Source organism: Plantibacter flavus (assembly GCF_900177615.1).
Lineage (GTDB): Bacteria > Actinomycetota > Actinomycetes > Actinomycetales > Microbacteriaceae > Plantibacter > Plantibacter flavus.
The window spans coordinates 119,285-138,152 of sequence record NZ_FXAP01000007.1 but is presented as its reverse complement, the minus strand read 5'-3'; the positions used below and the strand labels follow the sequence as shown (position 1 = coordinate 138,152).

The 18,868-nt window shown below is 64.3% G+C and carries 19 protein-coding genes; all 19 read right to left on the bottom strand.

Annotation, left to right across the window (positions count from 1 at the left end):
• Positions 1-23 precede the first annotated feature (23 nt).
• Complete coding sequence (locus tag B9Y95_RS20545) at positions 24-1,241, bottom strand: helicase associated domain-containing protein (RefSeq protein ID WP_143736588.1); 1,218 nt, start codon at positions 1,239-1,241, stop codon at positions 24-26.
• A gap of 983 nt (positions 1,242-2,224) precedes the next feature.
• On the bottom strand, positions 2,225-2,833 hold the full coding sequence (locus B9Y95_RS18915) for a type II toxin-antitoxin system PemK/MazF family toxin (RefSeq protein ID WP_159453463.1): 609 nt from the start codon (positions 2,831-2,833) through the stop codon (positions 2,225-2,227).
• Positions 2,834-2,901: 68 nt separating this feature from the next.
• Positions 2,902-3,216, bottom strand: a complete 315-nt coding sequence (locus tag B9Y95_RS18910; protein ID WP_085514209.1) for a hypothetical protein — start codon at positions 3,214-3,216, stop codon at positions 2,902-2,904.
• Positions 3,217-3,231: 15 nt separating this feature from the next.
• Positions 3,232-3,804, bottom strand: a complete 573-nt coding sequence (locus B9Y95_RS20805; protein WP_085514208.1) for a hypothetical protein — start codon at positions 3,802-3,804, stop codon at positions 3,232-3,234.
• A gap of 120 nt (positions 3,805-3,924) precedes the next feature.
• A complete protein-coding gene (locus B9Y95_RS18900) occupies positions 3,925-6,900 on the bottom strand; it encodes a UvrD-helicase domain-containing protein (RefSeq protein ID WP_085514207.1) in 2,976 nt (991 codons plus the stop codon).
• Positions 6,901-7,000: 100 nt separating this feature from the next.
• Positions 7,001-7,249 carry a hypothetical protein gene (locus B9Y95_RS18895; protein WP_085514206.1) on the bottom strand — a complete coding sequence of 83 codons (249 nt, stop codon included), beginning with the start codon at positions 7,247-7,249 and terminating at the stop codon, positions 7,001-7,003.
• Positions 7,250-7,421: 172 nt separating this feature from the next.
• Positions 7,422-9,362 carry an AAA family ATPase gene (locus B9Y95_RS18890; protein ID WP_085514205.1) on the bottom strand — a complete coding sequence of 647 codons (1,941 nt, stop codon included), beginning with the start codon at positions 9,360-9,362 and terminating at the stop codon, positions 7,422-7,424.
• 126 nt (positions 9,363-9,488) lie between these two features.
• Positions 9,489-11,177 (bottom strand): hypothetical protein, encoded by a 1,689-nt coding sequence (locus B9Y95_RS18885; RefSeq protein WP_085514204.1) that lies wholly within the window; start codon positions 11,175-11,177, stop codon positions 9,489-9,491.
• 94 nt (positions 11,178-11,271) lie between these two features.
• Positions 11,272-12,504, bottom strand: a complete 1,233-nt coding sequence (locus B9Y95_RS18880) for an AAA family ATPase (protein ID WP_085514203.1) — start codon at positions 12,502-12,504, stop codon at positions 11,272-11,274.
• Positions 12,505-12,845: 341 nt separating this feature from the next.
• On the bottom strand, positions 12,846-13,334 hold the full coding sequence (locus B9Y95_RS18875) for a hypothetical protein (protein ID WP_085514202.1): 489 nt from the start codon (positions 13,332-13,334) through the stop codon (positions 12,846-12,848).
• Between the two features lie 245 nt (positions 13,335-13,579).
• A complete protein-coding gene (locus tag B9Y95_RS20915) occupies positions 13,580-13,726 on the bottom strand; it encodes a hypothetical protein (protein ID WP_170169583.1) in 147 nt (48 codons plus the stop codon).
• A 281-nt stretch (positions 13,727-14,007) separates the two neighbouring features.
• The gene (locus tag B9Y95_RS20800) at positions 14,008-14,163 is read right to left on the bottom strand and encodes a hypothetical protein (RefSeq protein ID WP_159453462.1); all 156 of its coding nucleotides are present in this window, start codon (positions 14,161-14,163) and stop codon (positions 14,008-14,010) included.
• Positions 14,160-14,435, bottom strand: coding sequence for a hypothetical protein (locus B9Y95_RS18870; protein WP_085514201.1), 276 nt, complete (start codon positions 14,433-14,435; stop codon positions 14,160-14,162). The genes B9Y95_RS20800 and B9Y95_RS18870 overlap by 4 nt, the downstream gene beginning before the upstream one ends.
• Positions 14,410-14,796 (bottom strand): hypothetical protein, encoded by a 387-nt coding sequence (locus B9Y95_RS18865; protein ID WP_085514200.1) that lies wholly within the window; start codon positions 14,794-14,796, stop codon positions 14,410-14,412. The genes B9Y95_RS18870 and B9Y95_RS18865 overlap by 26 nt, the downstream gene beginning before the upstream one ends.
• Positions 14,797-15,033: 237 nt before the next feature.
• Positions 15,034-15,621, bottom strand: coding sequence for a hypothetical protein (locus B9Y95_RS18855; protein WP_085514198.1), 588 nt, complete (start codon positions 15,619-15,621; stop codon positions 15,034-15,036).
• 106 nt (positions 15,622-15,727) lie between these two features.
• Positions 15,728-16,126: a hypothetical protein gene (locus B9Y95_RS18850; protein WP_085514197.1), complete on the bottom strand. Its 399-nt coding sequence runs from the start codon at positions 16,124-16,126 to the stop codon at positions 15,728-15,730.
• A 41-nt stretch (positions 16,127-16,167) separates the two neighbouring features.
• Complete coding sequence (locus tag B9Y95_RS18845) at positions 16,168-17,151, bottom strand: hypothetical protein (protein ID WP_085514196.1); 984 nt, start codon at positions 17,149-17,151, stop codon at positions 16,168-16,170.
• A 21-nt stretch (positions 17,152-17,172) separates the two neighbouring features.
• Complete coding sequence (locus B9Y95_RS18840; protein ID WP_085514195.1) at positions 17,173-17,478, bottom strand: hypothetical protein; 306 nt, start codon at positions 17,476-17,478, stop codon at positions 17,173-17,175.
• Between the two features lie 79 nt (positions 17,479-17,557).
• Positions 17,558-18,625 carry a hypothetical protein gene (locus tag B9Y95_RS18835; protein WP_085514194.1) on the bottom strand — a complete coding sequence of 356 codons (1,068 nt, stop codon included), beginning with the start codon at positions 18,623-18,625 and terminating at the stop codon, positions 17,558-17,560.
• Between the last annotated feature and the right edge of the window lie 243 nt (positions 18,626-18,868).

The window sequence follows — 18,868 nt, the reverse complement described above, 5'->3', positions numbered from 1 at the left end:
ATCAGTGCAGATTCGTTGGGGCTCTACGGCTCAGTCAGGTCGTCAGGTCGCCATCCGGGCGCAGCCGCATCGATCATGGCGACTTGGGCCTCGCTCAGCAAGCCAGCTTTGTGTCTGCTGCGCTGGTACGCCAGCCAGTTGTACGGATGGCCCGCCGTTGCCCGGGGAAGTTGCCGATGTGCGGCGTAGAACTCCACGACTTCGTGGAGGGAACGGGTCCATGTAGCCATGAGCTTCGGTTCATCCCACCCGGGCACTGCGCGTCGCAACGCGTCACTGCGTTGTCGACTCAGGTCCCCGGTCCGCAGATGTGCTCGCTGGCGCCGCAACCATTGCTCCAGTTTGAGCTCGGATCTATCGCTCTCAGCGGCACGGCGCGGGAAGTGTCCATTCGTGGAAACGAACGTCACCAGCGAGTCAAGGGCTGTGGACCAGTCGATGTCGGCTTGAGGTCTGTGCCAGCCACGAGAGAGGACATTGTCGAGCGCCCTTTTGCGCGTATGGTCGAGGTTCCCCATTCTGAAGAGGTCCTTCTGTTCAGCGAGCCAATATCCGGGCGTCTCAGGCATCCGATTCCTGGGTGGGCGTTGTCCGTCGTGTTCGTTGATGTACGCCTCGAGTTGCCCGAGTCTTTCGTGGAAATCGGACGTCGCTGCGATCTCGAATGCGAGCATGCCGCTGGTTGAATCCCAACCAGGAAGTTCATCGGAGATCGCCGCGCGGACAGCCGGGTGTAGTTTGCCTTCGATCAACTGCGTGCGCTTCTTCGCGAACCATCGAGCCATGCTCAACTCGGCGCTGTCTTCCGCTGTGCTGAACGGTCTGTGGTTGTGCAGAGCGATGAACTCAGCGTATGCCGCAGCGCGGGGTTTGTGTGTTGCAACGTTTGCGGTCAGGACGTGAGGTCGTGGAACTTGTCGGCCTTCACCGTCTTCTGTGGGCACCCATCGTGGGCGACCCACACTCCGGGCTTCGATCCACTCTGGAGCGATGTCGTCAAAGGAGGTTTGGACTGCAGGGTCGAGTTCACCTCTATTGCGGGCGCGCCTGAGCACCCGCATCCACTCGTAGAGGCGCGCCTCTTGTGCTGAGACCAGACGCGCATTCCCTGGTTGTCGACCATGTGTGCGTGTGAAGTCGACCCAGTCGGCGAACCTCAGGAGACTGGATTGATGGCGGACGGTGAGGTGGTCGAATGCGCCAGCCATCTTCCGATCGATCAGGGAGTTCAACGCGCTCATGCCGGGTGAGTGTTCGATCCAGCTCCGCTCAATTTCGACGACGTCGGACGGCGAGTCTCTTCGAGATGGTGATCGCCGGCTGACCACCTCGGTCGTAGCCGTCTTCGGTGGGCGACCACGCCTAGGGGTGTTCGCCCACCCGCTTACCGCGGCATCGAGGGCTGCGATTACCGCCGGGTGCAGGGCCCCGCGACGAAACTCGGAGCGCATGCGAGCCATCCATTGGGCGAGGCGACGTTCGATGTCTTCATCATCGAGGGGGGTGTTTCTGGGTGTTCGCCCGTGATGAAGGGTGAATGCTAGCCACTGCGCGAGCATCAGTAGGCTGGATCTCTGTGTAGCAGAGAGCCCTTCGGCTGGCCACTCGGCGTAGCCGAGCGTGAAGGACCCAGCAGTCTCCGGCGGAGCCGCATGGATGATGAGCGGGGTCTCACGCCGGGGCGCGGCCGAGCTTGCGGGCTGTGTTGGGGCAATCCTGGTGCGCCACCAGGGGGCTTCAGCGTCGAGAATCTCTCGAAACTCGGGGTCTACGGCCCCGCGCGTATCGGCAAGCTGGAGTGTCAGTAGCCAGGAATGAAGGCGGCGCTCAGCGTTCGGATTGGAACGATGTCCGCGTGGATCGACCGCGTGGATCGAGACGAACTCCGACCACTCTTCGATTCGGGACCGGAGGCGCGTGAGAGATTCCTCCGATCGTCCACGGGTCCGCGCCCAGTCAGGCGCGACCTCATCTAGAAGTTGTTGATCCTCGGCACTTAGGCTGCCCTGAGAACGCAACTCGTGTACTTCTCGCATCCACCTGTGGAGCACCTGTTCGTCGAGTTGGCCTCCGTCTGAGGTGGGACGGTGACCGTGCCTATCGGAGAAGTACTGCCAGGCAATGGCGCGAGTCCGTAGAACTGACTTGGTCAGATCGTTGCCGGGCGCATCCATATCCGCATTGTCGCAGCCCCGCCCGATCTTTTGCGAGCGGGGCTGCGAAGCTAGGCCTTGAAGGGACTCCCGTGCAGTGCCTGAGCGACGTCATGCATCGCGGATGGGTGCGCCTGCGAGTTTTCGTACAGGTCCCGCCAGGCGTCCGCGGCGATGGCTGTGAGCTCGAGCGCCTTGGACAGCGCTTGGATGCGCTGGTCGACGGTGTTCCCGGCGAGGGCATCGATCTCCTTGGCGATGTTGATGCCGTGGAGCTTGATGTGTTCCTCCCACTTCCGGAACGCGTTGTGCGTATCTGGATTGCGACCGATGCTCATCGACAGCGTCAGGGCCGCGTCGATCTCTCGCATGTGGGTTGCTGGGACGGATCCCATGTGTCGGAGGAGTCGCGAGGCGTCCACGGTGTGGACCTGCTCGACGAGAGCCATGGTGTGACCGTTGCCGTCGTCGACGGGGATCTCCACATGTGTCGGCCCGCTGCGCTTGCGCGTGGCCGTCGACAGGTACACGATCAGGGCGAAGCCAGCGCTGGAGTTCATCACGTTGTTCGAGACGATGATCGCGGGGCGGTTGCTCCAGATCTCCGTTCCGACGGCGGGATTGCCGGGGTCGGCGTTCACCATCCAGATGTCGCCGCGCCGATGACGCAGCGACGGCACGACCGTCCTGGGTGATTGCTTCGATGCGGCCGTTCTGACGAGGTCCGATGGCTTTGGTGGACTCGTGGTCATGCGGTGCTCACCTCCGTCGGGGCGTCGAGGTCATCGAGGTACATGTCGATGCCTCGGTCTGAGAGAACGTCGCGGAGAGTGTCCACGTAGTCTTCTGGGCGCGGGTGTTGCGCGGACACTCCTTCGGGGTAGTCCGCGGCGGCTGCTTCGAGATCTGCCTCGATCAGCGCCTCATTGGCGTCGCTGGCGACCGAGTCACCGAGGTCCCCGGAGCGGAGAAGGTCGATCAGGCGCGCGGCTCGGGTGCGATCGCTGAGGTGCAGGCTGTTCTCCAAGCTGGAACCGTCTTCGATCAACATCAGGTGCTTCATGGTGGCCTCCTCGGCTCAGATGGTGCAGTAGCTGCCATCGGCAGGATCGCGCGTGGCTTCGACGAGGTACAGGCGGCCGCGGGTCGGCGACAGGGCCATCTCGATGGCGGTTGAGCACGTCTCTTCGTCGGCGGCGAGGAAGTACTCTTCGTCGTCGGTGAAGATTCCGGCGCGGTCCCTCAGTGCGCTGAGTCGTTCCTCGGCGGTCCCGTAGTGCTCGATGCTGAGCTCGCCGGTCCCGAAGTCGGTGAAGGCGCTGTACATGACGAGCGGTCCTACATCGACTTGCGCTTCGCTGAGGTAGCAGTTGATGTCGGCGCCGGCGTCGACGAACAGCGCGACGACCTGGGCGGTCGCGGCGTCCGCATCGGCGCCGCCGAACGGCGCGCGGACGTCGTCGACGTCCGCGGATGGGACCTCATCGTGATTGCTCAGGAGCAGGTCCACGATGGCCGATCGTCGGGCGGATGCGTGCTCGAAACTCGCGTCGAGCACGACCTGTTCCTCGTCGAGGACGAGTGCTCGGTATGCCGTCTCGTACACACGGGTCGGGCCGGTGCCCCGCTTGTCGATGGTGTTGACAGTCACGAGGGTCTCCTTGGATTTGGGGGTGGTTCTGAGGGTGGAACAACACGGAGGGCGACCTTGATTGGATCGCCCTCCGTGTTGCGGGTGTAGTGGTGTTGCTTGCTATCGACCGACCTGAGGTCAGGCGGCCGCCGCGGTGAACGCGGACGCGTCTGCGAGGGGGTTGGGGCCGTCGCCGGCCGTCTCTCCTTCTGCTTCTGCCTCCAGGCGCGCGATCGCCTCTGTGAAGCCGGCCAGTGCCTCGGTGGCCTGGTCGTCGGTGATGGTGATCTCCACCGATGCATCCGAAGACGCGGCCATCATCACGGCGATCGCCGCTTCGACTTCGTCGTCCGACAGAGCGTCGGTGTCGACACCCTGGTCGCGCAGCGTGGTGAGTGCGTCGCGTTTCTCGAGGGCGCCCACGATCAGCTCGTAGTCGCTCTCGATGCGGGGCTTCGGCACCGTGCCGTAGGAGAGCACGTACATGCTCTTCATCGCCCGGGTGAAGGCGACGTAGAACATGCGCTTGTCGGCCTCCTTCATCGACGCGTCGTACTTGTGCACGACCACGACGTTGTCGAACTCCAAGCCCTTGGCGCCGTGGATGGTGCTCACGACGAGCTTCCCCTTCGCGTTGAGGTTCTTCTCCTTGCGCTCACGGTTCTTCTGGTTCATCAGCGACTGCTTGATGCCGTTGTGACGGATCTCGTAGCCGAGGACGTTCTCCTGGAGGCGCTCGAAGAACGCATCCGCGGACAGCTGGCCGTGCTGGTACAGACCCACCCACCCGTTGATGTCGGGCGCGCTGGCAACCCACCACTCGGACGTCATCTTCGCCACCGCGCCAGCAGCCTTGTCGGCCTGCCGGGTGAGCTGGGCGAGGTTGTCGTTGATCCCCTTGTGGATCACGAACGCGGCGTCCGCCGGGTCGACCTGGAGCACGTCGTTCCAGAACAGCTTGATGTACTGGGAGAACACCGTGGTCGGGTAGACACGGCTGCTGACGAGGTTCGCCACCGCCTCCTGGGGGAACATCTGCTGCAACTTCTCCTCGATGATGGCGACTTCCTGACGTGAGTACGCCAGGAACGCCACCTGCTCACCACGAGCCAGGCTCGCCTCGATGTACGGACGCACGTCGACGGCGATGTGGCTCGGCAGGTCCCCACGGAACTCCGTGAGTCGCTGGTAGTGGAGGTAGTTCAGCTTGACCTTCTCCCGGAAGGAGGTTGCCGTGGGCACGAGCAGGGAGTTGGCCTGCAGGCGCAGCTGCGCAGCGAGGTTCGCCTCGATGTCCGCGAGGTGCACGTTGGCGAAGTCCAGGATCTCCTGGTTGCTCCGGTAGTTCGTCGTCAGCTGGAACGTCGAGAAGACGCCCGACTCCTCCAGCGCGTTCAGCGCCTTCGGGTTCGACGCACGGAACTCGTACAGCGTCTGCGATGCGTCGCCGACGATGAACATGTTCTCGCGGTGCTTTGCGACGTACTTCAGCAGGTAGATGAACTCGAAGATCGAGTTGTCCTGCACCTCGTCGATGATGAGGAACTTCGACGAGACGTTCGGCGGCTCGATCATCGTGTCGATCTGCTGGTACGCGATCACGATCTCCAGCTCGAGGCAGGTCTGGCGGATGCGGTTGAGCATCTCCAGAACCTCGGTCTGGTACTTCTCGACGAACGCGTTGAGCAACGTCATCGACCCCGCGGAGAGCTTGTCCACCTCCATCATGACCTTGCGGAACGAGCGACCGATGTCGCTGGTCGGGAAGTAGATCTCGATGCTGTTCAGGATCGTGTCGATCGAGGACAGTTCGTGGGTCGGGTGGTTCAGCGAGTAGATGTCGTGGATCATCCGCGCGATGGTCATCGACTTCACGGCGGGGTTCTTCTCCGTGATGTTGTCGGCGGCCGCGTTGGTGAACGAGAGGACCGCGATGTCGGCCGGGTTGACGCCCTGTGAAGCGAGGTGCTGGATGCGCCCCAAGATCACAGTCGACTTCCCGGTACCGGCGCCGGCCTGGACGAGCGTCAGCGGCTCCGGGGTGGAGATCGCTGCGCGCTGCTGGGCGGAGAAGTGGGCCGGCATGACCCAGTTGGTGGACTGGCCTGCCGGCGGGACGGACAGCTGACCCTTCATCGTGCTCAGGTGCTCGAGCGTGTGCGACATCAGCAGGTTGAGGTTCTGCTTGCTGAGGCTGTTCGCGACGTCGGGCGCGCAGACGCTGTTGATCGTCGTGTGGATGGCACGGTAGGCCGACAGCGAGATGTTGTACGTCTCGAGGTAGCGCAGCTGAATCGCGAGGTGGTTCAGCGTCGTGGAGTCCGGCGTGCCGTTGGCGAACAGGTCGCTGATGTGCTGGGACAGGAGGTCCGCGACCTCTTCACCCTCCCACACGGCGGCGAGACGGCAGATGCGCTCGTGGACGTCGTAGTTGGTCATCCACTCGGCCAGCTCGTCGGTGTCGACGAAGACGCCTGCGGCGCGCGCAGCGAGCCACTGGGTGGCATCCTTGATGAACTCCTGCGCGTCATCGAGCGGCGCGAAGCTCCACCGAGCCATCGTGAACTCGTCGCCGGCGCCGAAGGCGCTCTGCCCCTTCGGAGGAGCAGTGGAGACCATGCGAACGCGATCGGAGCCCGAGTTCTTGGCCAGGACGTAGATCTCCATGCGGTAGAGGATGTTGAGGTCCTTGACGATCTTGTCGCCGCTCTCGTCCTTGTGGAGGGTCAGCCCCTGCGGGGTCAGATCCAGGAACACGTCGAAGTCGAGTGCCGTCGCGTGGGCGGTGACCTCGAAGCGGTCGGTGTCGAAGGGAACGGCGTAGCTGAGCCCCTTCGCCGCGTTGTGCTCGACGGAGTACTGCGCGAGTGGGTGCAGTGGGACCGTGAACTTGGTGACGCTGCTGCCGGTGCTCTTCGTCTTCGTGGTGACATCGGCAGCGGACATGGTCGCACGGCTGGAGCCGAGCGGGTACGAACCGGGACGGACGCCCTTGTTGAGCAGACCAACACCCTTCCCGGAGCCAGTCAGCTCGCTGCTGAAGTACTTCGGAGTCAGGGCCTTGACCGCGGGAGCGGAGGACAGTGCGGTGAGGTCATCGAGCTGAATTGGCATCGCTGGGCTTCTCTCTGGTTATTTGTGCCCGAGGGCGTGATGGCTGTGCGTATGGGGGGCGTGCTGGTGGTCTCAGGGGTGAGCCAGCGGGGGCGACGCCCTAGTCGGTGTCGTCGCAGTCGTTGCACGGGGAGGGGAGCCCGCAGTTCTGGCAGATCATCGGCAGGACGCGATCGACCATGTAAAAGCCGAAGGGCATCTCCTGCTGGTACCGGTCGCTGCAGGATTGACACAGCGGGATACCGGACTGCCAGGTGCCGCGAGGATGCTCCGCTGTGCCGTGCGCAGGGCTCGTGATCGTGGCGACGACGGCCGCGAAGGGCACGTCTTCTCCGTGAGCGTCATCCATTGCGCAGATGCGGAAGCTCACTCGTTCAGCGTTGTGACGCTCCCGAACTGGGGAGGAGAGCGTCGAGCCGGATGGGTAGGTTCGGTCGAGCATGGAACTCTCTCTTTCTGCTCGGAAGTGACGGTTTGGTGGGGCGAAAGGTGTCGCCTCTCGCCCCACCCGGGATCTGCTACTACTCGTCGACGGGCCCCTCGAGGTCCGAGGCGATACCCGACCCGGTGCTGCCGGGTGTGGTCGGTGCGCTCGGGAATCGGACGGCCAGGACCGCGTCTTCGATGAGCGTCCGAGCCGCCTGCTCGGCCGGGCGCGCTCCCTGGTCAGGCAGGTACGACGCGGTGACGGCGGCCTCCAGCACATCGACGTCGATCGGACGAGCCACCAGTGCGGCGGTTCGAGGATCGGACAGTGCGATGCGGTCGAGCTCCCGCTCGTAGCTAGCTACCAAGATGTCCGTGAAGGTGTCTCGCGACAGCGGTGCGAACGCGATCAACTTCGAGAAGCGACCCAGGAACTCAGGCTCGAAGTGCTCCTGCAGCGCCTTCGTCAGCTCTTGGCGGGTGAGCGGCTGGCGCTCGGGTGCCGTCGAGAATCCGACGGGGTTCTTGCTGATGGAGTCCCGAGCAGCGTTCGTTGTCGCGATGATGATCGTCTTGGAGAAGTCGACCACCTTGCCGTTGGCCATCCGCATCCAGCCCTCGTCGAGGGCCGTCAGGAACAGTCGGTGGATCACCCGGTGCGCCTTCTCCACCTCGTCGAGCAGGATCACGCGGTAGGGGTTTGACTCGAGGGTGTCGAATGGCAGCTCCCTGCTGGACTCGCTCCCCGCATACCCCGGGCCCGAACCGATGAGGCGCGATGCATCGTGCTCCATGTTGTACTCACCCATGTTGAGGATGATCGGGGGCTGGTTCGTGAGCTCCTGGGCGATGATCTTCGACGCTTCGGTCTTGCCGACGCCCGAGGGGCCGGCGAACATCCACGCCATGGGGCGCTTCCGGGGGAAGGCTCCGAGATCGTCACGCCGCAGCGCATCGATCAGCTCAGTGACGATCGAGTCCTGCCCCTTGATGCGGTCGAGCTTGGACAGGACTCGGGCCTCGTCGAAGGGTTCCTTGGTGGCCATGCCGGTCATGAGACGGACGGCCACGGACCGGAGCTTCGACTCGCCCAACGGCAGAGTCGTGACACTCTGCAACGCGGTCGCGACGGCGGCGTTGTTCGCCGCCTGCGCAGTCGCCAGTGCGCTCGAGTGAGCGACCACCGTGTCGGCCATTGCCCGGTCGAGCAGGGTGAGCGCGTTATCGGGACGGTGCGTCGACGCGCGGGAGTTCTCGTCGGCGATCACAGCCACCTTGGTCAGAACGTCATCCGAGACCGAGACCTTGTTCTTGTAGTGCGACAGGAACCCGCCTCGCGCTGCGAACAGGACGTCGATCGTCTGCTCGCGGGTCAGCTCGTCGACGACGAGACGGGAGAAGCGACGCGCGAACGCGGGGTCGTCGTCGAACGACTTGGCCTCGTTCATCGTGGTCGAGCCGATGAGGCGCATGTCGCCACGCGCGAGAGCCGGCTTCAAGATCTGGGCGACCTTCTTGTAGATGGGGTCGTGGCTGTCCTGGAGCATGTGGATCTCGTCGATGAAGAGGATGGCGTTGTTGCGCTTGTCCGTCGCGAAGTCGACGAGGGCTGCGACGCGTTCCTCGAGCTGCCCTACGACGCCCGCGCCAGCGACGAGGTTGCTCAGTGGCAGTTCGTAGACCGTACTCCCGGCGAGCTGCGCAGGGATGAGCGGGCTCTGAACGGCGATGCTGCGGGCGATCTCTTCGACGATGCGGGTCTTTCCCACGCCGGCAGGTCCGACGAGCAGAGGGTTCGGCTTGGCCTTGCCGATGAGGACGGAGATGCTCTGAGCGATGAGCGCGTCACGGAAGAGGGCCGGCGTTGCGCCCTTGAACCGCTCGTTGTAGTCGATGAGCATGTCCGAGATGTCGGTCATGGCGCCGGTGATCCCCGACATCGGGGGCAGCCCGGGTGAACCGGGCCCGCCGAATCCGCCCATGCCACCGTTGGTGTCGTCGTCGTCGCTTGGGTTCGAATAGTTCTGGAGACCCATGGTGGTCGATTTCCTCTCGTGAGTGAGACTGCAAACAGCCCCGACTCGGTGCTCGTCCTCCGTGTGGAGGGCCGAGCGACCGAATCGGGGCTGTTCGCTGGTCTTGGCCGAAGTGGCCGGGTCAGGTCAGGCGACCAGACCGATGAGTCGCTGGCCGATGGCCGGCTCGATGTGTCGCATGGTCTTCGCGAACGACGTGGCGGAATCCACGATCGAATCCCAGTCCATGCTCGAGCAGGGTGCGTAGTACAGGTTCCGCGGGTGCTCGACCCGCTGAACCGGCGGGTCCCACTCGAAGTCGGTGACCATGAGCGAAAGTCTGCGCTTCCGCGTCTCGGACGCGTTGATGTAATCCCAGACCTGCTTGAATTCGGTGGCCCCCGTGACCTTGGGCACCTTCCGGAACTCCTGCCAGATCCTGGTGATCGACTTGTCCTTCGTTCGCAGCACCACCTCTTGCGAGAGGACGTGCGAGAACGAGTTGAAGTACAGGTCGACGTTCAGACGCTTCGCCAGCTTGATCAGCATGAAGACGGCCTGCTGGTAGTTCGCCTCGGAGATGGAGCCCGAGGTGTCGATGAACGCGTGCAGATCCGGGAGGAAGTGCGTCGACGTGATCTTGCCCGGACGGTTGTAGTCGTCGGGGTCGCGGCGGTTAGCCTTCGCGAAGGATGACCTGGTCTTCTTGAACACGTTCATCGACCGCGACACTTCCTTCATGTGCTTCAGCACACGGAGAAGTTTCGTGAGGATGTCGATGGTCGTCGGGGGCTGCTTCTTGAACGTGATCTTCGCCGACCGAGCGTTCTGCTGGTTGCGGGCGCTCTGAGCGGCCGTGGCCTTCGCCGCAGCCTTGGCTGCGGCACGGGGGGCCGCGGTGAGTTTGCTCAGTGACTTGTTCGAGATGACCTTTACCGGCTGGGCGATCGACAGGTTGATCAGTCGCCACTCGTTGTCGACCTTCTTCGGCGTCGCCCGCCCGTGGGCTTCGACGTTGACGAGGATGATGGTGCGCGGGAGGAAGAGCTCCGAGATTGTGAACGGCAACGTACCCACCAGCTGTTGTGCTCCCCAGTTGGCACGGTTCTGCTGTTGGTACTGCATCAGCATGTGGACGATGACGCGCGCGAAGGAGAACTCCTCGTTACCGTCCCAGTCGTTCGCGCGGAGCACGTAGCCCTCGACGAGCTCGACCAGGTTCGTCTGGGCGAAGCGGTTGAGGAGGTTCACCGTGTCTGCGGGCAGCACCGCGGATAGCGCCGAGGTCTGTTGTGCGAGCCACACCTTGAAGTCGTCGAAGTCGGCCGAGGACTGGAACCAGAAACCGAGCGCCTCAGGGGAGTAGGTGTAGGCGATGCTGGCGAGCAACGCGCCGTCGTCCTTGGCGTTCCCGGCCAGAAGGTTCCTGGCCGCGGGAATGATGTCGTGCGCGGCGGTGTAGATGGTCTTCGGGCCGGGATTCGGCATCCGATGCGCATGCGCGGCCTGGACGACGTACATCTCATTCACGAGCAGGCTGGTGTTCTGGTCGTAGTTCACGAGTCCCTGCGCGAGCAGGGACATGATCTCGGCTTCGGCCTGCGGGTTGACGCTCGCTCCGACGGTCTGCATCAGTGTGGCGAGGATCGAGTCTTCGTCGCGGCGGCGGTTCTGCTGGTCGACGATCGTCACCGATCCACCATTCGTGAGCGGCTCGAAGAAGGGCTTGACGATGGAGTCGCGGATGGCCGGGATCGGGTCGTAGTCACCGTTGATCGGGAGGGCGTGAACCGGGCTGAGGATGGCGGGCTTCTGTCCGCTGAGTGTGAGCGTCACGGCTCCTCCTAGATGTCGTGTTGGAGTGGAAGGGATGGGTGCAACCAGAGGGTCGCCGGCGTTGCGCGGCGACCCTCTGGTCGTGAATGGCGGATCAGGACATGAACGCGCTGATCATCATCTGCGTGGACTTCCCGACGTCCGTGGTCGTGCCGAACAGCACGGAGACGTTGTCCTCGTCGAGCATGGACTGTGCCGCGAGCTGCACGAGGGTGCGGTTGTGGTCACCCTGGAGCGCGTCCGTGTGCTGCGCGAGCTGCTCGATCAGGACCTTGTTGTTGGCACGCTCGAAGAGGGCATAGACCAGCGAGCCGGAACGCTCGTTGTCGGTGAGCGACAGGATGAGCGCCTCGAGGTCGGTCACGGTCGACGCGGCCTTGAGGTCGGCGTAGCAGTTGGGCTTCGGCGCGGTGAGGGACTGGTTCTGACCGGTGTTGCCAGAAGTGATCCCGGAGGCCACCTCGGACAGGAGGTGTGCGGCGAAGTCCGTGTTGCCGATGTGGGCGACGATGATGTCCGAGAGCAGCGTGGACTCGGTGCCGTCGTTGATGACGGTGGTCTGCAGGTACTCGAGCAGCTTGTCCCTCGGCACCACGTTCAACCAGCGGCTGATCCCGTGGATCGTTCGGGGCGTGGTGAGCTGCAGCATCTCCTCGCCGGCGTCGAGCAGGTCGCTGTAGGTTGCGGCTGAGTCGTCGTCGGGGTCGGTCCCGTCCACGAGGACCGTGGTCGGCAACCCCTTGGCGAAGACGAGGTTCGGGAACTTGATCAGGACCGCCTTGACCCACTCGTTGATCTCGCTGCCGAGGATGCCGATGAGCGTCTGCGCATCGGGCTCGACACGGTAGACGGCGAAGCGGCTGAGCGACGCTTCGTCGAGGGTGGTGACGTTGCCCTTGTCGTTGCCGGCGACCACGATGCGCAGGTTCTTCGGGAGCGGGGACGATCCGATCTTGCGCATGGTCGGCAGCGAGAGGGCTGCCGATGTCACATCGCTGGTGGACCGGTTGATCTCGTCGAGGAACAGGATGGGCCACTCGCGCGGGTTCGCTTCGGCGTACTGGATGGCCTCCTGGATGACCTCGTGCGGGTAGAACACCTGGCGGTAGCTCTTGCCGTCGGCGGTGGGCACGAGACGGCCGCCGGTCAGGTCGGCCTTGTCGGCGAGCTGGTTGCACGCCAGGGTGAACGCCTTCGTCCCCATGCTCATGGCGAGGGTGTCGACGAATGAGGACTTGCCGATGCCGGGCTCGCCCATCATGGCGGGAACGGCGCCGACTTCGAGGTCGTACTTGAGGATGTCGCTGAGGGTGGCGTCGAGCTTCATGAGCGGGATTCCTTGTCTTGGATCGAGTGGCTGAGCGACGTCGGGCGATGCCCTCGTTGCGACAGTTGGGTTTCGGCTCGTCGGACACCGAAGGCATCGACGAACAGGGGTTCTGGGTTTCAGATTTTCGGGACGCCGACGGACGCCGCTGCAGACGAAGGGCTCTTCGTTCGGCGTCGTGCCGGGCAGGGCATACGCCCCTGGTCCGGCCGTCGCAAGATCCCCCGGCTGCGCGCTGCGCGGCCGCTCTGGCCCCCCCCGCCAGGGCCAGAGCGCATGACCTCTGATGCTCACGCAGTGGTGGGCGCCGCAGATCTCTGCGGCGCCCGTTCTCGGTCGGGTTACTCCTTGGGCGGGAACACGACCCCGGCCGCGCGAGCGAGGCCATCGTGGTCGGAGTGCTTGATCTCGACGACCTCGTAGACCGTGTAGCTGGTTCCGCTCCTGAAGCTGGCGAGGCTCTCCGCCACGAATGGGGGAGGTACCCGCACATCGGCCTTGTTCAGGCCGGCCGCGCGGATGACGGCGGCTTCCTGGTTGGCGAGCTCCGCCCGCTGGATCTTGGCCTCATGTGCGCGTCGAGCAGCGTCGACGCTGGCGTTGTATCCAGCGATGTGCCGGGTGTTGAGGTAGTCGCATCGGGCCTGAGCCGACTCGGGGGTGGAGAACCATCCTTCGTCGACCTGGATCTCGTCTTTGACGACCGGGTAGTTGTCATCGTCGCGGTAGTGGTACCGGCTCTCGATGACGTGGACGATCTTGTCGTCGAAGTCGTCCGCGGTCTCGATCGGCGGTTCTTCGAGGACCGCTGTCGCAGATGTGTCTGGCATGCTGCCTCCTGGTTTCGGTGGGGGTGAGACGGCGGCACCCGTTTTCGGGCGCGCCAATGAGCCCTCCGCCGAAGCGTCGGGCTGAGGGATGTGGCACGCCGGGGTTGGCGCGCGTCAGTGACCTAGTTGGTCACTGCTGCGACCATGTTCTAGGAGGTGTGCGCAGTGCAGCGTGGGTCGCACGGACGGTGAGTCCCGAGCCCCATCCTGCATTCGTCGCGGTAGATGCCTTCGCCTTTGTCGGTTCAGCCACGGTCGGCTTCCTCACTGCGTCGCTCGTCTTCCTTGAACGCTCGGAGAAACTCCGGCGTATCTTCCCTACCCGCGAGGATCAGCTCGTGGATGAGGTCGTCAAGCTCGCGCTGCGACAGGTCACGTGGGCGTTCAGCCATGTCCATCCTTCGAACTGTTCGGGTTACCGTGGTGCTCGGGGCAGAAGTCGCGGGGCTTGCCACCCGGGTTCTTCACGGCGACAGCCCATCCCTGTAGCCGAGCGGCCTTCCGCCCTTCGGCGGCACTGACTGATCGAATACCGGCCGGCTGAGTGCCGTGCGCATGCGGCCCATCACAGGCGATCGTCACGACGGCGATTCTCCAGAGGCTTGCATTGCGTTGAGCTCCGAAGTCACGAACGGCCGTCACGAAGCGCCACCCGCTAGTTCAACGACGGTCTCTAGACCCCGTCGACGGGCCATTCCTCCACGGTGAACGATTCGCCCGGTCGTTGCGCGGCGAGTAGGGCTGCGTCGGCGCGTTCCTGTGACGAGTGCACTGACTGAATGTCGCCGTTCCCGAACGGGTCGTCTCGCAGGAGTATCCACACGCTCATTCGGCAATCCTTCCATGACGCTCCTGATCCGGGTCGATTGGTTTGCGAACGGACGTGAACATTACGCCGGGTCGGGCATCCTTCGGTGGCCGGTCTTCGCTCCGGAACACCCAGCGCCCGTTCCTCCGGGCGAGCAGGCCGCCGTGAGAGGCGTCCCAGTGGATGCCCTTGTCGTTGTCGAGGCCGGCGAAGTCAGCTGCCTCGCGAATCTGGTCCGTTCCGAGCACGATGACATCTCCGTCCTGTTCAGCGACGCGGAGCTTCTGAGCCACGGTGTCCCTCCTTCGTTGAATCGATCGGTATCGGGGTCACCAGGCCGTGCTGCAGAGCGACTGTGACTGCACCCGTCGCGAGCGCGGCGATGATCCCGTCCACATCTGCCTGGTACTCGGGCAGGGTGACACCGCTGGCGAGCACGAGAAGTCGGACGTTGCTCTCGATTTGCTCGCTCACGAGGCGGTGGAACTCAAGTGAGTCCATGGATTCGAATGAATCGCCCTCGTCGTAGTCGTGCATCCAGCAGCCTGAGCAGCCGGGGTCGCCGTGACCACCGCAGACCGTGTGCCCCGGCTCCCAGTCGTCGATGTAGTCGTCATCCTCCGGCGCGCCGGTCGGGTCGATCTCGCGAGCCATGCGCAGCGCGATGTCACGCCTTGTCCTAGCCACGATGTACCTCCGAGTCGCACGCTTCGCTGTCGACCAGACCGAGACCGGGTGACCCCTGGGACGGCCGCTGGTCGGCGCGTGCCACCTTGTCCACGATTCCCATGAGTACGCCGTAGTCCGGGTGTTCCGGCGACCCGACTGAATCTCCGTCCTGCAAGTCGTAGAGCACGTCGATCTCGGCATTCTTGAGCGAGATCCGAACACTCATGACTCGCTCGGCTCATCTCGAGCCAGCAGGTTGAGACACAGCCCGCAGGTGACTTCGATGGGGCTACGGGTCGTCCGCTTGAACGATGTCGCCCCGTTGCCGTGGAGACTGGTGGGCGCGTCTCCAATCCAGTGCACTGGTCCATCGGTCGTTGACTTGGGCGCGGTTATGCCAGCGGGCGCAGGCAGCCACGGCCCTCGGGTGACGAGGCGCCGGTGGGTGACCCGCGAGTCCGTATACCAGTCGCGTTCCGTGGATGCTTCGATCTCACCGGTGCCGTTTGGTTGCCCCGTCTCCCACTCGATCGCGGCATCGTTCGCTCCCGTGAGTGGATGAAGTACGGTCAGCGGCAGTGCGCTCGATTCTTCGTGGAGGGTGCCGCGGTTCGGGTCGACGGTCGCGCCCGCCTCGTCTTGAGCCCAGGGGACCCCCTGGAAGCAGACGTTCCCGTCTTCGTCCTCCCAGAGGATCAACGGGTCGCCGGCCGCGTTCAGCGCTGTGACGAAATTCGTCGTCGACGATGCCGCGTATACGGTCGACTCGAAGTACGCGTTGATCTCATCGACGGTGGTCAGGGTAGTCATGATCGGTGTCCTTCGTTCGGCATCTGGGTTGAGGGTGTTGTACCGCGGGTGCGTCGATATGGGGGTTTGGCCACGTGACCAGCCGTCGCCGTCTGCGATGCGTGGCTCAGCCGTGTGACCGCGTCTGGTTGGTGCGATCGGTGATCCACGGTGTGAGGGCGGTGAGCACCATCTGTCGCTCGACCTTGTCGATCAGCACCTCTGCGCTGACGTATCGCTGCAGCCCGACGTTCTCGACGCGTTTGACGATGGCGTCGACGCTCGGACCGAGGGCTTCGCCGGATCGGCCGTCGTGGCGATAGGTGACGCGGACCTGCTCCTCCAGACGCAGGCCCGGAATCGCGTCCAGCGCGGCACGTGCGCGCGAGCGGTACTCCTCGTGCACCGTGTCGGTGTTGATGGTCCAGCAGCCGTAGTCGTCCCAGGACCCACGACCCATCTCGTCGTCGTGGATAGCCTGGGCGACGGATTCCACGATCGCTATGAGGTGTTGCTCGGTTGTCATCTGGTCTCATTTCGGGGTCGGCCAGATCGGCAACCCACGGGCTACCGTTCTGAAGTGTTGCGAGCTTCTTCGTCAGCTTTGTCGCCGAGACGTCGGGCCACGAGGGCGACTGCGGCGTTCAGCAGCAAGGGCAGACCGTTGCGCATCTCCTCGTGCTTGTCCCGGGGAGGCAGCAGCTGAGATGCGGCCTCGTAGACAAGCCAGGCTTGGACGCCGTCGTCGTAGACGGCGTCAGGCGCCACATCCCGCATAGCCACGAGGATCGGACGCAGTCGGTTGTACAGCACACCGAGCGTTGAGAACTCGTATCGAGACGAGTCGCCGCGGAAGTCGTCGAGGGTCTTCTCGAGTGGGCGTCGGGTCATGAGCTCGAGGATCTTCTCGATGTTCGGAACATCGGGTCGCTCGGACGACATGTCGAACCCTGTCGTCGGTGCTTCAACGGCATCCTTGGCGAGCGACGCGTAGAGCGCCTCCCAGGCGCCTGGCGTGAAGTCCTGGACAGGGCGTCTGTCGTCCGGAATCTCAGACCTGGTGAAGGTGACCCAGTGATCGAGCAGGATCTCGTACCAGCCGTGCTCGTGGCGGAGCACTCGTTTGGTGCTGGCGATGGGGAAGTCCCAGAAGTTCGCCGGCAAGGGGAGCGCGAGGTGGTATCCGTTCCCGCTCATCGACAGCTCGGAGTAGAGGCTCGGAATCCCGAGCAGCGCAGCGGCGACTTCCGGTGGGCAGCTCGGCTCGATGTCCAGCACGACGAAGCCATCGGTCTGTGCTCGCAGGTAGAAGGCGTTGTTGGCGGCGTTGGGGAGGAAGCTCGTCATCTCATCGAGAGTGACCAGGCACTGATCGCTGATCTCATGAGCGCCCCAGATCGGGCCACCAGCCATGAGGTTACGCATGTTGATGGGCATCTTGTCGCTGTCGGAGACCGTCCACCGGGCGACATCGGCGATTGCCCCGATGAGGCTGTTGTCGTAGAAGGCCGGGAACGCCGCGTAGAGATCTGCTGTGGTCGTGTTCGGCATGAGGAGCTTTCTCGGAGGTTTCTACTGGGAAGCGGTGAGGGTGATCGTGCGCTCGACGACGGAGTACTCGCCCGGTTCGTGGTCGGCGATGCTGGCCATCACCAGCGGCTCGAGCTCGTCGAGCTGTTCGATACCGGCAAGGATCGCCTTCTCATCGTACGGTTCTGCACGTTCACCAGCCGAACCGGTGAGTCCGAGGGCAGTGAAGTCCGCGGCGGGCAGTTCGTAGCTGGTGACGATCACTTCGGTCATGTGGACGGTGACCATGCCAGACACAGTGGCAGGAGCGATCGCATTCGCGGCGGGTGTACCGATGGGCGTCGTCATGGGATTCCTTCGTTGGGTTGGGGTGAGTACGCAGAAGGGCCCGGGGCGAATGCCCCGGGCCCTTCTGCGCTGGTTGGTTCTAGCCCTGGTACGAACCAGCCCCGACGAGGCCGGCGACGTCCCAGGGGCTCGATCCGCCGACCGCGGTGGGCGCCGCCGCGGGCGCGGCCGCGTCGAACGCAGATGCGCCACCGGATCCGTTCTGCGCTGCGGCCTGCTCGGCGAGCTGCTGCTGCAGACGAGCGATCGTCTCCTCGGGCGACTCGACCGGGGCAGCGACGGTGGCGGCCGCCGGCGCGGGAGCCTGGACCGGAGCGCTGACGGGGAACTGCTGAGCGGCCAGTGCGGCGGCCGGTGCGGCCTGCGGGAACGCCTGCGCCGCCGGTGCAGTCTGCACCAGGGGCGCGCTCACCGGGAACGACTGCGCTGCCGGCGCCGGGAACGTGCCCTGGGCACCCGGCATGGGTGCCGCGTAGCCACGCGGGTCGGCGACGGTGTTGGCGGGGTACTCCACCGGCGCAGCTGCGACGGCTGCCTGCGGCGCGGCGGCGCCGGCGACGGGGCCAGCCGCGACGCCCGTGACCGGCTTGACGTCTCCGTGGACGACGATGCCGCGAGCAGCCAGCTGGGCCGCGCTCACGCCGGAGGCGAAGTACCGGAGCTCTTCGTGGAGGACGACCTGCTGCAGACCGAGGCCACGCTTCTCGAAATCACCGTTCTTGAAGATGTTGATCACGATGGTGACGTCGAGGCCGCTTGCGAGGTCTCGCTCGAGGACGACCTGGCGGTACTGACCCTCGTGCTCCGGGTCCGGCTCGAGGATGGTCGGCAGGTAGGTCGACTTGCTGTCGAGGCCGAAGCCGGGCTTCCCGGCGTTCTCGCCCTTCTTCACCGGGAAGATCTTCTCGTTGACGAACTGCTCTTCGAGGGTCGGGTTGGTAGGGTCGCCGGGGACGACGCGCGCGTTGACGATGTTGATCGTCGTGTGGGGGACCTTGGTCGGGTAGAGCGAGCCTCGGCTCTTGGCCTGCTCGATGCTGCGAGCCAGCGCCTCACCCTCGACGAGGCTGGCGAGACGGGAGAAGGAGATGTTGCCGCGGACGAGGACCTGCTGGCCCTCACGGAGTCGCTCTGCGGGGATGCCCATGATGAGCCTGCTTTCTTTGAGGTTTCTGCGTGGTTTCTTGTGGTGGGTGTTGCTGCCCCTGCGGGACCTGCTTGGTTCCTAGGGTATCTCGGATTACACTGGGAAACGAGGAAAAACGACTGTTGCGCGTTGTTCTCGATCACCAAGTAGACACCGCGAAAGGGCGTCCCGAATGGCCGGCGAATCGAATACCGAACCACGGCCCTCCGGTCGTGCTCGCACGTACCTCGGGAAGGGGTTCGG